General features: G+C 71.9%; 15 protein-coding genes and 1 pseudogene. 4 read left to right on the plus strand and 12 right to left on the minus strand.

Annotation, left to right across the window (positions count from 1 at the left end):
* Positions 1–63: 63 nt before the first annotated feature.
* Together BLW57_RS33325 and BLW57_RS33330 are read left to right on the plus strand one after the other, a co-directional pair.
* A complete protein-coding gene (locus BLW57_RS33325; RefSeq protein ID WP_093479436.1) occupies positions 64–927 on the plus strand; it encodes a phosphatidylinositol-specific phospholipase C/glycerophosphodiester phosphodiesterase family protein in 864 nt (287 codons plus the stop codon).
* Positions 928–1,028: 101 nt separating this feature from the next.
* Positions 1,029–1,223, plus strand: coding sequence for a hypothetical protein (locus BLW57_RS33330; protein WP_020938562.1), 195 nt, complete (start codon positions 1,029–1,031; stop codon positions 1,221–1,223).
* A gap of 87 nt (positions 1,224–1,310) precedes the next feature.
* Here BLW57_RS33330 and BLW57_RS33335 read toward each other — a convergent pair whose 3' ends face one another.
* The 4 genes from BLW57_RS33335 to BLW57_RS33350 all read right to left on the minus strand — a co-directional run bounded on the left by BLW57_RS33335 (position 1,311) and on the right by BLW57_RS33350 (position 4,929).
* Complete coding sequence (locus BLW57_RS33335; RefSeq protein WP_176985812.1) at positions 1,311–2,489, minus strand: phosphodiester glycosidase family protein; 1,179 nt, start codon at positions 2,487–2,489, stop codon at positions 1,311–1,313.
* Positions 2,490–2,623: 134 nt separating this feature from the next.
* Entirely contained in the window at positions 2,624–2,983 is a 360-nt protein-coding gene (locus tag BLW57_RS33340) for a DUF779 domain-containing protein (protein ID WP_093479437.1), read from the minus strand.
* Positions 2,984–3,088: 105 nt separating this feature from the next.
* Positions 3,089–3,436, minus strand: a complete 348-nt coding sequence (locus BLW57_RS33345) for a VOC family protein (protein WP_093479438.1) — start codon at positions 3,434–3,436, stop codon at positions 3,089–3,091.
* A gap of 41 nt (positions 3,437–3,477) precedes the next feature.
* A complete protein-coding gene (locus BLW57_RS33350; protein ID WP_093479439.1) occupies positions 3,478–4,929 on the minus strand; it encodes a purine-cytosine permease family protein in 1,452 nt (483 codons plus the stop codon).
* Positions 4,930–5,019: 90 nt separating this feature from the next.
* Here BLW57_RS33350 and BLW57_RS33355 point away from each other — a divergent pair, with 90 nt between their 5' ends.
* Both BLW57_RS33355 and BLW57_RS33360 read left to right on the plus strand, forming a co-directional pair.
* The gene (locus BLW57_RS33355) at positions 5,020–5,655 is read left to right on the plus strand and encodes a TetR/AcrR family transcriptional regulator (protein WP_093479440.1); all 636 of its coding nucleotides are present in this window, start codon (positions 5,020–5,022) and stop codon (positions 5,653–5,655) included.
* A gap of 258 nt (positions 5,656–5,913) precedes the next feature.
* Positions 5,914–7,593, plus strand: coding sequence for an amidohydrolase (locus BLW57_RS33360; protein ID WP_093479441.1), 1,680 nt, complete (start codon positions 5,914–5,916; stop codon positions 7,591–7,593).
* Positions 7,594–7,740: 147 nt separating this feature from the next.
* On the opposite strand, the gene BLW57_RS33365 is transcribed toward BLW57_RS33360, so the two are convergent.
* The 8 genes and pseudogenes from BLW57_RS33365 to BLW57_RS33395 all read right to left on the minus strand — a co-directional run bounded on the left by BLW57_RS33365 (position 7,741) and on the right by BLW57_RS33395 (position 12,620).
* Positions 7,741–8,379 (minus strand): DedA family protein, encoded by a 639-nt coding sequence (locus BLW57_RS33365; RefSeq protein ID WP_093481011.1) that lies wholly within the window; start codon positions 8,377–8,379, stop codon positions 7,741–7,743.
* Positions 8,380–9,218: 839 nt separating this feature from the next.
* Positions 9,219–9,650: an ANTAR domain-containing protein gene (locus tag BLW57_RS43170; protein WP_306822923.1), complete on the minus strand. Its 432-nt coding sequence runs from the start codon at positions 9,648–9,650 to the stop codon at positions 9,219–9,221.
* Positions 9,550–9,924, minus strand: a pseudogene (locus BLW57_RS43175) (GAF domain-containing protein); the annotation flags it as partial. The pseudogene BLW57_RS43175 and the gene BLW57_RS43170, both read right to left, overlap by 101 nt.
* Before the next feature lie 61 nt (positions 9,925–9,985).
* Positions 9,986–10,159, minus strand: coding sequence for a hypothetical protein (locus tag BLW57_RS41590; protein WP_176985813.1), 174 nt, complete (start codon positions 10,157–10,159; stop codon positions 9,986–9,988).
* 125 nt (positions 10,160–10,284) lie between these two features.
* Positions 10,285–10,698 (minus strand): GAF domain-containing protein, encoded by a 414-nt coding sequence (locus BLW57_RS33375; RefSeq protein ID WP_093479442.1) that lies wholly within the window; start codon positions 10,696–10,698, stop codon positions 10,285–10,287.
* A 4-nt stretch (positions 10,699–10,702) separates the two neighbouring features.
* Positions 10,703–11,098: an STAS domain-containing protein gene (locus tag BLW57_RS33380; RefSeq protein ID WP_176985814.1), complete on the minus strand. Its 396-nt coding sequence runs from the start codon at positions 11,096–11,098 to the stop codon at positions 10,703–10,705.
* 423 nt (positions 11,099–11,521) lie between these two features.
* Positions 11,522–11,878 (minus strand): PRC-barrel domain-containing protein, encoded by a 357-nt coding sequence (locus tag BLW57_RS33385; RefSeq protein ID WP_093479444.1) that lies wholly within the window; start codon positions 11,876–11,878, stop codon positions 11,522–11,524.
* 481 nt (positions 11,879–12,359) lie between these two features.
* A complete protein-coding gene (locus BLW57_RS33395) occupies positions 12,360–12,620 on the minus strand; it encodes a hypothetical protein (protein ID WP_093479445.1) in 261 nt (86 codons plus the stop codon).
* Positions 12,621–13,737 lie beyond the last annotated feature (1,117 nt).

Raw genomic sequence — 13,737 nt, forward strand, 5'->3', positions numbered from 1 at the left:
GGCCGTTGCGCACGCCACGCACGCATACTCTCCCCGGTCCCATCACCCCCAGGGAGGCAGCGCATGGCCCTCACCACCCGTCGCTCAGCCCTCACCACCCTCGGCGCCGCCCTCGCCGGCGCGATCGTCCTGCCCGCCACGCAGGCCCGGGCGGCGGGCGGCCACCCCGGCAGGCGCCCGCTGTGGCACGCCCACGCCCACAACGACTACGAGCACCCGCACCCCCTGTTCGACGCGCTCGACCACCGGTTCGGCAGCGTCGAGGCCGACATCCTCCTCGTCGGGGACCAGCTCCTCATCGGCCACGACGCCTCCGACCTCGACCCCTCCCGCACCCTCGCTTCCCTGTACCTCGACCCGCTCGCCGCCCGCATGCGGGCCAACCACGGCTCCGTGTACCGCGGAGGGCGCCGGCCGCTGCAGCTCCTCATCGACATCAAGACCGAGGGCGCGTCGACGTACCGCGAACTCGACCGCCATCTGAGGCGCTACCCGCACCTGTTCACCCGGTACGCGCACGGCCGCGTCCACCCCGGGCCGGTCACCGCCGTCGTCTCCGGCGATCGCGCGGCCCGCGCCCCCATGGAGGCGCAGAGCGAGCGCCGCGCCTTCTACGACGGCCGACTGGCCGACCTCGGCGGCGCGGCCCCCGCCTCCTTCGTCCCGCTGATCAGCGACAACTGGACGCTGAACTTCACCTGGCAGGGCGAAGGCCCCTTCCCGGACGCCGAACGGCGCAAGCTGCGCGGCATCACCGCCGCCGCCCACGCGCGCGGGCAGCGGATCCGCTTCTGGGCGACCCCGGACGCGCCCGGCCCGGCCCGGGACGCCCTGTGGTCGGAACTGCTCGCGGGCGGCGTCGACCACCTCAACACCGACGACCTCGCCGGGCTCGAAGCCTTCCTCGACGCCCACCCCTCCGCGTAACACCACACGATCGGAGGACACGTCAGCCGCCCGGCGAAACCCTCCGCTACGCCACACTTGCGGCCGAACGCCGCTCCTGGGGCGTGGCGGAGGAGGTTCCGATGGCCATTTCCATCTCTGTGGTGCTGCTGCTCCTGATCCTGGCAGTGGTGTTCATCCGCAACGGTGCGCTGAAGATCTCGCACGCGCTGGTCTGCATGCTGCTCGGCTTCTACCTGGCCAGCACCAGCATGGCCCCCACCATCCACAGCGGGCTCACCGCGACCGCCGACCTGGTCAGCAGCCTGCGGCCCTGATGGGGGCGGCCGTGTGGGGCGGCTCGGTCCGACAGCCCGTCAGGTACCGGGCCGGGCAGCCCGTCAGGTAGTCGGCCGGGCGGCCCGTCAGGCTGCGGAGAAGACGCCGATGCCGTTCGGGACGGGCCGTTCCGCGCCGCCGCTCGGATGGTTGCGGACCGACACGGCACCGGCGTCCCCCTCGCGGGCGACCAGCTCGGACGAGCCGCCACCGTCGAGGTTGAGGGCGTCGGACGCGCCCAGTGTCCGCATGGCGTCCGCCTCCTCCGCGACCGTCATGCCGGTCCGGTACTGCGCGGCCCCGTCCAGCACCAGGATCAGCAGCTGCTGCCCGCCGCCCTTGAAGCCCACGACCGTGCGCACCGCCGAGGTCCTGTCGTCGAGGCCGGACAGCGGCTTGCCGGCCCTCAGGACGGGGAAGCCGCCGATCGCGAACGCGTACGGCACCCCGGACGTGGCCGCCGCCAGGCTGTGCTCGACCGTCACCGGGTCGCCGACCGACAGCTTCCGCAGCTGCCGCGCTCCCTCCTCACGGCCCAGCAGAACCGTGGTGCCCGAGGCGATCGTGCCGCTGCCGGGTGTGCCGGAGGCGGCCACCACCCGGCCGCCCCGCACCGTCACCTCGTAGGTGTCGTCGCTGCACGGCGCCGCCCGCTCGGAGTCGGTGCCGCAGACGGCACGGGCCCGTGAGACGCTGCCCCACTTCGCGGTGAACGCGCCGACGGAGTTCTGCGGGAGCGCGTACTGGTTGAGGCCCTTGAGGGGCAGCCGGCCGTCCGGCGTGGAGACGGAGCCGACCAGGGCGAGCCGGTCCAGACGGGCCCGCCGGTCGGTGCCCACGCCGAGCACCTCCTGCGTGTTCGTCCCCGGCGGCAGCGCGGGCCCGAACCGCTGGCCCTTGGGCACCGCCGCCTTGAGCACCTTCCCGTCGGCGACGGCCGGTCCGACCGGCGCGCCGGTGGCCTCCACGCCCGGGTGCTGGGTCTCGGTGATGTTGAAGAAGTCGCCGTTGATCCCCGCGACCGCCCCGGCCGAGTCCGCGAGCCGGGAGACGGTGGACCGCGCCGCCACCGCACCCGGGTACAACAGGTCCACACCCACATGCGGATTCGCCAGATCGACCGTGAGCAGGTGGGCGTGCGCCGCGCCCGCTGCCGTGTCGACGTCGAACTGCCGGTAGGTGACGCCCGGCGCGATCCGCCTGCCCGCCGGCGCGGCGCCGGCCGGAGCCGCGCCCGCCAGGGCCGCGCCGGCCAGCACACCCATTGCCGTGACAACCGTGAGTACCGCTCTGCCCGCTGCCGAACGCCCGCGACGTCTGGTCACCGTGCCCCCTGATGCCTCGTCAACTGTCCCTGTGTCGAAGGCAGTGCACCAGACAGCGGCGGCGAACGGGACGACTAGACGTCGACTACGCGAGAACGGGTGAGAAAACGCACCCCCTCGGGTGCCTCCAGGGAGAATCCGCTGCCCCGGCCCGGGACGACGTCCACGATCAGCCGGGTGTGGCTCCACGCCTCGTACTGGCTCCGCGACATCCAGAACGTGACCGGCTCCTCGACGCCGTCCACGGCCAGCTCGGCCAGCAGCACGTCCGAGCCGCCCGTGCGGAACTCGCCGTCGGGGTAGCACATCGGCGCGCTGCCGTCGCAACAGCCGCCCGACTGGTGGAACATCAGCGGCCCGTGCAGGTCGCGCAGCCGGCGCACCAGCTCGGCAGCCTGCGGGGTGAGCTCGACGCGGGGGACTTCCTCTTCCATGGCACCGTCCTGGAGGACCGGGGACGTCGGAGACGTCGGACCCGAGCCAGTCTCACGGCTCGTCATGAGCCCGTCCAGGGGGCGTCGTTCCCCGCTCGCGGCGCGTCAGCGGTGGCTGAGGACGTTGACCACCGTGCCGGCCGGGTCCCGTACGAAGAACCGGCGCACGCCCCACTCCTCGTCGGTCAGCGGATGCACGATCTCCGCGCCGCGCGCCACCATCGCCGCGTACACGGCGTCGACGTCGCCGACCTCGATGCTCAGGTCGGGGACGACGGGGGCGGTGCGGTCCTCGCTCATCAGGCTCAGCTGCACGACCGGGTCGCCGGGGGAGGCGAGAGTGATGATCCAACCGTGGTTCATGACCTCCTCCAGCCCCAGGACGCCGTAGAACTCCGCGCTCTCCGGCAGCGCGGTCGTCCGGACGTTGGGAACGACACGGCGTACGTGCATGACGCGGCTCCGATGGTCGGTCGGCTGTGCTGGACGGTCGGTCAGCCTAGTCCTCGTGCGCGGCGCATCAGCGGCGCGTACACGTCGGCGGCCACGAGCAGGCCCGCCGGCAGGGCCAGATCGATGCCGCCCAGGGCCGCGGCCACGGGGCCGGTGTAGACGGTGTCGACGCAGACCGCGGAAGCCACCACGCCGGCCGCGAGGGCCAGCGCTCCGGACCGGTTGACGCCGCCGGTGTACCAGAAGGGGCCGGCGGGGGTCTCGTCGGCGAGGGCGGGGCCGTCGTAGCGGTTGCGGCGCAGCAGGATGTCGGTGGCGTACACCGCCGTGCTGGGGCCGAGCAGCACCACGGTCAGCTGGAGCACGTTCCCGACGGTGTCGAGGAAGTCGGAGACGAGCAGCGCGTACAGGGTGAGGGAGACCGACACGGCACCGTCGACGAGGACGCTGAGCGAGCGCCGGATGCGGATGCCGACGGCCTGCAGGGCGAGGCCGGCGCTGTAGGCGGTCAGCGCGTTGAGGGCGACGGTGCCGAGGACCAGGGCCAGCAGGAACACGGGCCGGAACCAGCCGGGCAGCAGCCGTTGCAGCGAGGACTCGGGATCGCTCATGTCGACCGCGGTCGCGGCGAGCGCGCCGAGGCCGCACACCAGGACGCCGGGCAGGAAGCCGCCGAGCGCCGTCCAGCCGGCCACGGCCGTCGCCGGTGTGGTGCGGGGCAGATAGCGGGAGAAGTCGGCGCTCGTGGTGTACGACAGCGGGCCCGAGGCGATGAGGGCGACACCCGCCAGGACGGTGGCCCACAGATCCGTGCCGGTCAACGGCCGGTCCGGCACGTAGCCGAAGTCGGCGTGCCGTACCACCGCCACGGCCACCACGGCGAAGACGGCCGTCAGGGCGAGGGTGATCGGGGCGTAGAGCCGGACGATCGCCAAGTGGCCGTAGACGCTGATCGCCAGCGTGACCGCGGCGATGAGCACCACGACGGCCGCCTTCACCGGGGTGGTCACCGGCAACCCGGTCCGGCCCACCAGGGAGAAGGCCGCGGTCGCGGCGGCGGCCAGGTTCAGCGCGAAGTAGCAGACGGAGATCATCCAGCCGGTCACCGCGTTGTTCACCCGGTTCCCGCGCACCCCGTACATCGTCCGCGTGATGACCTCGCTGGGGGCGCCCGCCGCCGGCCCCGGGATCGCGAGCAGGCCGGTGAGCAGCCAGAACAGATTGCCGACGACGATCACCGCCAGCGCCTGCCACAGGCTCAGCCCCATCAGCACCAGCGCGCCGCCCACCACCAGGCTCAGGTAGTTGACGTTGGCGGCGGCCCACACGGAGAACAGCTCACGGGGGCGGCCCCGGCGTTCGGAGTCCGGGATGTGGTCGATGCCGTGGGCCTCGACGCCACCGGTCCGCCCGGCGCCCGGGGGAGCGGCGGCGGTCCCGTCGGCGGCCGTGCGCCGCGCGTCGGGATGCGGGTCGGGGAGCGTGGACGCCATGGGGCCCTCCGGGGCGGTGGGGTCGGCCTGGCCGCTTATTGAGCGCGTGACCAGTTGCTTATTGGTCGCACACTCAATAGCATCGTCGTCATGTCGTCAAGCGTTCAGCGCAAGCGGATCCGCAAGGACCCGGCCGCCCGGCGGGCGGAGATCGTCGATGCGGCCGCCGCCGTCGCTCTGGCCGAGGGCCTGGAGTGCGTCACCCTGCGCCGGATCGGCGAGGAACTCGCCGTACGCCCCGGTCTGATCAGCCACTACTTCCCCTCGGCCGAGGACCTCGTCGCGGAGGCCTTCGGCAGCGCAGCGACCGGCGAACTCGACCGTCTCCTCCCCGCCGTCCGCCCCGAGGGCAGCCCCACCCGGCACCTGTGCCGCTTCCTTGCCCGCACCTCGGGAGAGGCGTACGACGCCATCAGCCGGCTGTGGATCAACGCCCGCCACCTCAGCCGGTACCGGCCCGTGCTGCGCGACCGGGTGGAACAGCAGGAGGCCGCCTGGCGCGACCGGATCGACGAACTGATCCGGGACGGCGTGGCCGCGGGCGAGTTCGTCACGGACGACTCCCTGACGGCCACCGTCCAGATCCTCGTGGTCCTCGACGGCCTCGGCGCGCACGCCAACACGGCGACGCCCCGGCGACCGCCCGCGGTCATGCGCATGGCCGTCACCACCGCCGAACGCGAACTCGGGCTGACACGCGGCGCGCTCGACCCGGGTGACGACTGAGCGCTGCCGGTGTTCCGGCGGGATCGTCCGCCTCCGGTTCGCACGGCGCGCGGGCGGGTGGCCTGCCCCTGCCGGTCCGGCTTCGGCCGGTCCCGTTCGTCCCTGGGCCGGCCTCCCGGCCGTCCTCGTCCTCGGGCGGCCGGCCCCTGAGCCATCCGCCCGGAACCCCGGTCGGCTCCGGTGACTCCGCGACGCCCACCGGGCCTTCTCATCCCATCCGCTCCATCCGTTTCCACCCCCCCGTCACCAAGGAGCCTCGTGCCCGCCGACCTCGTACTCCTCTCCGCCCGGCTGCTCGACTCCGGCACGGGCCGGTTCCACCCGCACACCGCGCTCGCGGCCGAGCACGGGCGCATCAGCTTCCTCGGTGACGACCGGGAGGCCCGTGCCCTCGCGGGCCCCGGCAGCACGGTCGTGGACCTGCGTGGAGCGGTGGTCACGGCGGGCCTCACCGACGGGCACCTCCACCCGGTCTCCGGCGCCGAACGCACCATGGGGGCCGACCTGTCCGCATGCCGTGACCTGCCTGCCGTACGGACCGTGCTCGCCGAGGCCGCCCGGGGCCTGCGCCCCGGCGCCTGGCTGCGCGGCTGGGGCCTGGACCCCAACGCCTTCGGCACCGCCCCGGTCGGTCACGCGGCCCTCGCCCCCGTCCTCGACGGCATCCCCGCCCTCATCGACCTGTTCGACGCCCACTCGCTGATCGCCAGTGAACGGGCACTGGAACTGGCCGGCGTCGACGGGCCGCGCTCGTTCGCCCAGGGCTCGGAGATCGTCTGCGACGCGGGCGGCCGGCCCACGGGCCTGCTGCTGGAGGACGCTGCCTGCGAACTCGTCGAGGCCGTCGCCCCGCGGCCCACCGACGCCGAGATACGCGCCCGGACCGCACGGGTGCTCGGCGCCATGGCCGCGTCCGGACTCACCGGCGGCCACGCCATGGACGCGAACGGGGACAGCCTCGCCGTCTACGCCGCGCTGGAGGCCGAGGACGCCCTGCCCCTGCGGCTGCGCGTCGCCCCCTGGTGCCGGCCCGACGCGGACGACGACACCGTGGACGGTCTCGTCCGGGCGCAGGGCACCGGTGGCAGGCTGTGGCAGGTGGCCGGCGTGAAGCTGTTCATGGACGGCACCATCGACAACGGCACCGCCTGGCTGGAGAGCCCCGACTGCCACGGCGAGTCGGCCGCCGCCCACTGGCCCGACCCGCAGCGCTACACGGACGTGATCACGGCTCTTCATCGCGCCGGCGTGCCCACGGCCACCCACGCGATCGGCGACGCGGCGGTACGCCATGTCCTCGACTCCGTCGAGAAGGCACAGGCAGAAGCTCCGGGATCGGTGCGGGAGCCGGCGAAGGGGTCCGTACGAAGGCCAGCGCCGGGGTCGGCTACAGGTCCGGTACGCCACCGTGTCGAGCACATCGAGACCGTCCCCGACGACACCGTGCGACGGTTCGCGCGGCTCGGAGTCGCCGCTTCCATGCAGCCCACCCACTGCTGCGAGTTCACGCGCGCCGATCACACCGACAACTGGTCGCGCCGACTCGGCGAGGAGCGCGCCGATCGCGCGTTCCGCTGCCGTGACCTGTGGGAAGCCGGCGCACGGGTCGTCCTCGGATCGGACTGGCCCATCGCGCCGTACCCGCCGCTCCAGGTCATGGCCGGCGCCCGGCACCGCCGCCCCGCCGACCTCTCTCTGCCCCCGCACGGCCCCGGCCAGGCCCTCACGCCACTCCAGGCGCTCCAGGGAATGACGGTCAACGCCGCCTGGGCCGCGGGAGAGGAAGACCACGCGGGCCGGCTCTCCGTCGGCCGGCGCGCCGATCTGACGGTCCTGGCCGAGGACCCGCTCGCCGTGCCCGACACCGACCTCTCGGCGCTCCCCGTCCTGCTCACCGTGGTGGGAGGACGGACGACTCACCGGGCGGCGGATCTGTGACCGGTGCCGGAGGGCACGGCACGACAGGACACCGTGCTGTGCGTTCCGGCGTCCGCCGGGTGTCCTCTCCGTCGTCCCAGCCGGCTCCTTCGACAGCACGGCTCGGCCGGCGGCGGGTTCGGCGGCGCCCCTGAGCGTCCGGCCCGGTCAGGGCCGCCTGCGGCGGCGCTCGCGGCGGGTACGCCCGGCCTCGAGCAGCAGCGGCAGCATCGACAGGGCGACGACCACGGCGACCAGCGGCAGCAGATACTCGTCGAGGTGCGGGAAGGAGGCGCCCAGGGTGTACCCGGCGAGTATCAGGGTCTGCGACCAGAGCACACCGCCCACGGTCTGCCAGACCGTGAAGGGCCGCCTGGGCACCCCGAGCGCACCGGCGACCGGGTGCAGGACCGTCCGCAGCAGCGGCACGAACCGGCCGATCACCAGCGCCTTGCCGTAGCCGTACCGGGCGAGCAGGTCCTCCGCCCGCGCCACCGCGCCCTTCACACGCCGGTTGGACGTGCGGCTCAGAAGCCTTCGCCCGCCGTGGCTCCCGATCAGATAGCCCACCTCGCCACCGGCCACCGCGCCGACCGCCCCGCACAGCAGGACCTGCCACAACTCCAGCCGGGGGTCCTGCTGAGCACTGCCGGCGCACAGCACACCGGCCGGGAACAGCAGCGTGTCACCGGGCAGGAAGAAGCCGACGACCAGCAGACCCGACTCGGCGAAGATCACGACGAGGAGCCCGAGCGCCCCGAAGGCAGCCAGCACCGAGGCGCTGTCCATCGGGTTGACGGCTGTCACCGCCATCGCCTCCAGGCCGTCCTCGTCCGTCGCTCTCCCTCCCAGCATCTCCTGTCACCCCGGCGCAGGCGCTTGCGGCGGCCACATCAAGCGCCGGGGCCACCTCAAGCGCCGGAACCACCTCAAGCTCCGCGGCCGGCTCAAGAGGGCGCCCGCCGGGCACCTGGCCCGGTCGGACGCCCTTTCGTTGTTCGGCCTGCGCATCCGTCCGTATATCCGTCGGACGGATCTAGAAGAAGCCGTGCTTCTTCGCCGAGTACGACACCAGCAGGTTCTTCGTCTGCTGGTGGTACAGCATTCGCGTAGCCCTGAGCAGTGCGAATGCTGGTTTGACGGTAAGCTGTGGGGTTCTGGCCCGGATAGGGTCCGGATCTTGGTCAGACGCTGGGCGAGGCGCGGGCTGTACAGGGCCGGTGAGATCCTGACGGGCCGGGGATGTATTGGCGTGGGGCCATGATCTGAAGCGGGCCGTCGCACGCACCGGCGGCCGGCGGTCGTAGCGAGTTCGAGATGCCGGGCCTCTTCGACAGCCCGCTCGCGGCATCCACGCGGTGGTGTTCCGCGCGCCGACGCGCTCGGCGCCAGTGCGTCGGCGCCGTTCCTCGACCCGGTGGGCAGTAGCACCATCTGGCCCGCGGCATTCGAGGCGCCGTTTCGTCCTCGCCCGACGGGCGAGGCCACGCGCGGCGCGGAGCGGACACGGACAAGCTGCCCGGACCGGTGGACGCCGAGCGCACAGGGGTCCCTCCCGAGTGTGCTCGACACGGGCCCGCGCACACTCTTCCGAGCTGACAGTCCGCTGAGTTGAGCGTTGTGCCGGGAAGTCGGCGCCCAGGGCTTCATGCGCCGGGCTTTGCGCGGGAAGGGGGTGTCGGCGTTGCACGGATCTGCCGGGTGTCGAACGTGCCTGCGGGGATGTTCCGGGCCGGCTGGGACGGTTTGAGGTTGTGCGCGCGGGCGTAGGCGCGCAGTGTGCCGAAGGCTTCGTCGACGCCCAGGTGCCAGCGTTCGGCGAGGACGCCTTTGACCTGCTCGATGACGATGCGGTTTGAGGGCGTATTGGAGCTGGTCGCGTTCGGCTTCGGCGTGGGACAGGGTGCGTTGCTGGAGGATCGCGATCGTCGCGACGTCGGCCAGGGCCTGGGCGAGAGCGAGGTCTTCGGGGCTGAGGGGCCCGGGGGCGGTGTGGAACAAGGCGAGGGTGCCGATGAACCGGCCGCGCAGCCGCAGCGCCAGGACGTTGGTGGCCACGAATCCTGTTTCCCGGGCACCGCGGGTGAATTGTGGCCAGTTGACGGTGGCCTGCGGGTCGGTGAGGTCGATGTCGGTGCGCGCCTGGCCGCTGCGGTAGCACTCGACGCAGGGGCCCTGGTCGTACTGGAGGGCGAACAGCTCCAGCAGCCGGGTGTGTTCGTCGGAGGCTGCGAGGACGTGCAGGACGTCGTCCTTGTCCGCGAGCAGGATGCCGACGGCCGCCACGTCCAGGAGTTCCACGCAGCGCACGGACAGCCGTTGCAGCAAGTCGATGACGTCGAAGTCGGCCACCAGGGAGTCGGCGACTTCGACGAAGACCTCGGTGACGTGCTGTTCACGGGGGGTCAGGGCATCAGTCCTTGTCTTCTGAGGCGGGCGGGAAGAAGTCGGTGCCGGGGGCCAGTCGAAGGCGTCTGGCCACGATGTCGTGAGCGGTGTCGGTGAGAGTGCGCCCGCTGCCGTAGGCGTGGGCGCGCAGGCGCAGCAGGGCGTCGGCCAGGGGGACGGCGAGCTGGACGCTGACCATTTCCGGTCGCCTGGCGGACGACGGCCTGCAGCAGGGGCGGCCCGTCCGACTCGTCGGGTGGCAGTATCGCGGGAGAGCCGCGGTCCATCAGGTGCATCGTCAGTACGAACGTCAGAGCCGGGGCGTCATCGCTGCCCTTGCGTCAGTTGGCCGGGCGCACGCCGTACGAGGCTGAGGACGCCCAGGACGATCGCGCCGATCCGCAGGGGGAAGCAGAACACCGCCCGCGCCGCCTGGTCCGGCACCTCCCTGATCGGTGCGGGCCACCGGTCGCGGCGCACGCGTGCCAGATCCGGTACCCGCACCGTGGTGCCGACGGCCAGACAGTCCACCCCCGGGCCCTCGCCGAGGGTCGCCTGCAGATCCTCGAAGCCGCGGGAGGCGCCGTCGGAGGCCCGCAGGGTCTCACCGCGGTCCGGTCCGGAAGTGAGAGAGACGGTGACGCCGTCCACGCCCAGTGCGGCGACACCGGCGGCGGCGATGTCGCCGCCGCGGCCGGCCGGGTCGCGTTCCTGGAGCAGGCTGAGGAGCCCGGCCATGCGGTCACTGATCACCAGAGGCCGCCGGCGGCCCCGGCACGGGGGACATCGGCGCGAAGTCTTCCGGGCGGTAGGGAGGCTCGGCCTGGTCGGCGTCGAGCAAGGCTGCGGTGCCGGTGAGGTCGAACACCCGGCGGACAGCGGGCGTCAGGTGGCGAAGCCGCAGTCGGCGGCCGCTCGCGTCCGCGCTCAGGGCGGCGGCGAGGAAGACGTTCAGGCCGCTGGCGTCACAGAAACTGACGTCGGCCAGTTCGATGTCCACGTCGCCGGTCTCCCGGCTGAAGTAGTCATCGACGGCAGCACCCACAGCGGGAGCGGTGTCCGCGTCGATCTCACCCGCCAGGAAGACGGTCGCGCGACCGTCGCGCCGGTAGAGAGTCATCGCACGTACGCCGGTCATGACGCCTCGCTTCCCGTACGACCTGCCCGCCTGCGGACTTGTGCCCTGCGGCATGCTCGTGCGGACGGGTGCGCCGTACATGATGCTGCCGGTACCGGGCGGTGCCCGGAGGTGCACAGGGGCGGAAGGAGGTGCGCCTCCGCCGCCGGTGAGCAGTGCCTGCTTCGAATCGGCCACGCCGGGGTCCAGGACGCACCTCGTGGATTACGCCCGACCGCCCTTGCCGTGTATGGATGGGTGGGACACGTTCCTGGAGTGCGGGGAAGAGACGCAATGTCTCCGCGGCCCAGGCCCGACTGGCCCGGGCCGCCCTTGCGGAGCGACAGTGAGCCGTCGACGGCCCGGAGGACGGGAGGGACGAGGGCGCGGACCCGGCGCGCACTCGGTGCGTACCTCGGGGGCAGCCATCCTGCCTGGAGGCGGTCAGCGGCGTGCCAGTTGCCGTTCCCCGGCGGTGCCGGGCTGGTAGGGCAGCCCGTAATGCTTGAAGATCGCTTCCTCTTGATCAGCGGGCAGGACGTCGTCCATGCCGATCGAAGGGGCCTGCGCCACCAGCGCTTTGGCGTAACTGATCTTGAGGTAGTCCGGTCCGGTGATCGCGTCGTCGAGGGGTACGAAGACCAGACGGTGCCGGGTGGGCAGTCCGGTCCGTACCGTGGCCATGGCCGGCTCATCGGTGCTGGTGTCCACGTAGACCGCCTCGAGGACACCTACCTTGCGAGACTCGGCGTCGACGACATCGCGTTCGCGCCATTCCCGGACGTCGGCTGCGTGAATCATGACTTCTCCTTACCTGGACGACCTGTCCGGCCGCCGCGTGTTGCACTGCTGGCTTTGGGCATGAAAGTTCCGAAGGTACGTCGTAGCGCGCGCTCCATCCGGTCGGGGAGCGGTTTGCCCTCCCAGGCGGTGACCATGGCCGCGGCCACCTCGGGAAGTCTGGTGTCGCACTGCCGTGAGGCGTTCACGAGCAGACCTCTGGCCGCCCCACGGGTGCCGGGGTCAGCGCCATGAGCATGCCGCGGGCCTGGTCGATGACCGCGCGGCCGGCCAGTGCCCGCCGCAGCTGATCGTTCTGGGCCGCAGGACCTCGACGTCCTCTCCCGTCGCCGGGTTCCCCCACGTGGCCTCCGCCCGCAGCTTCCACCGGTCCTCTGGAGCACGGTTGTGCCTTGCATGGCGTACCTCTCGACTAGCTGAATGGGTCCGGCCTGGCGCAAGCGGTCCCGCAACTCTCCTGGTCGCCGGGCCCCTTCACGGGTCACCCGCGGCGTTCGCGGTCCCGACGGTCCTCACGCTCCCAACGCGCCCGGTTCTGGCGGCCGTAGCGGCGGTTCCAGCGTTCCTGACGATCCCGCCGCTCCTTGTAGTCCCGGAACTCCACTGAACTGCTACCGCCGCCATGATCGCGGCCGTGGCGGACAGCGGCGAAGACGAGCACCGTGGCGGCCAGCCACCAGAAGGGGTGAAGGAAACCGAGGCCGACCAGAGGCACGATCAGGATGAGAAGCAGAACGAACACAGTGGGCCTCCCCGGGAGCTGGACACAGCATCGATACCGGGGACTGGGGTTTCACCCAACAGCCTAGTCCTGAATGCCGGTTGTGGATACCGTTCGAGGTCAGCGCACCTGGCGAGGCACGGATGGCTGCCTGACACCTGTCGGGGAACCGACACGAGGGCTGGCGTGCGAGACGCCGCCCCAGCCCCCGGCAGCGCCGCACCCCCGGCGCCATATGTACCTGCTGATCGTCCCCGCTTCGACGCCCTTCATCCTTCGAGCGCTTGCCTGGGCCGCAGCAGACGTCCGCCGGCCGGACCTGAACGTCTCGGGAAGTGGCGCCGGTGGTCGCCCAGTTGAGAGGGTCTGGTAGTCCTGATCGCGCGTCATCTGCGAGGCTCCGGTCGTTTCGCGGCTGATGGCGGGTGTTCTGATCCACGGCATCAGCCCTGGCGGTGCAGCATCCGGACTCGCCGGCGTCGCTGAACACGCTGGCTACGAGGCGGTCCCTGGCCGGGCACGGTGGGAGGTCCTGCGAGGAGGCCGGTTCCCGGGTGGGTCAGGGCTGTGTCGGACGTCCGTGGTGGTTGCTGAGCTGGTCGTGGTAGGTCGGGGCGCCGATGTGCTTTTCCTTGTCGAAGTCAGGAGCGCTCCTGATGGCCTCGACCCGCAGTCCGGTTCGACCACTGCACCACGACGATGTAGTGGCCGCGGTGCAGGTCGTGTCCGACTGCCTCGGACCGGACGTAGGCGCTCGCCTCGGCCGTCCCTGCTTTGGATGTCAGACAGTAACGCCAAGAACCCGATTCATTACAGTAGGTAGTCGTCATTTCATGTTGCCTGGAGCGCAACGATGCCTCCAGGCAACCGACTTCAGCCTCTAGGAGAAACCAAGTTTCTGAGGGCTGCAAGAACAAAGAATGTTCTTCGTCTGTTGGTGGTACAGCAGCTGCACCCAAGCTGACCAGGGGAAATAGAGCTGGTGCGGCTCTCTGGCGGGGTGCTGGTCCGGAAGTCGGTCGCCTCGTGGCTTTCGGCGGTCAACGAGTCGCAGCGGAACCGTTCGCACGCTGCGGAGGCGGAAGCAGGAGCGACAGCGAGGAGCACGGCGGCGCCCACCCCGGCGGACGACGCGGCA

The organism is Streptomyces sp. 1222.5, assembly GCF_900105245.1.
Classification (GTDB): domain Bacteria; phylum Actinomycetota; class Actinomycetes; order Streptomycetales; family Streptomycetaceae; genus Streptomyces; species Streptomyces albidocamelliae.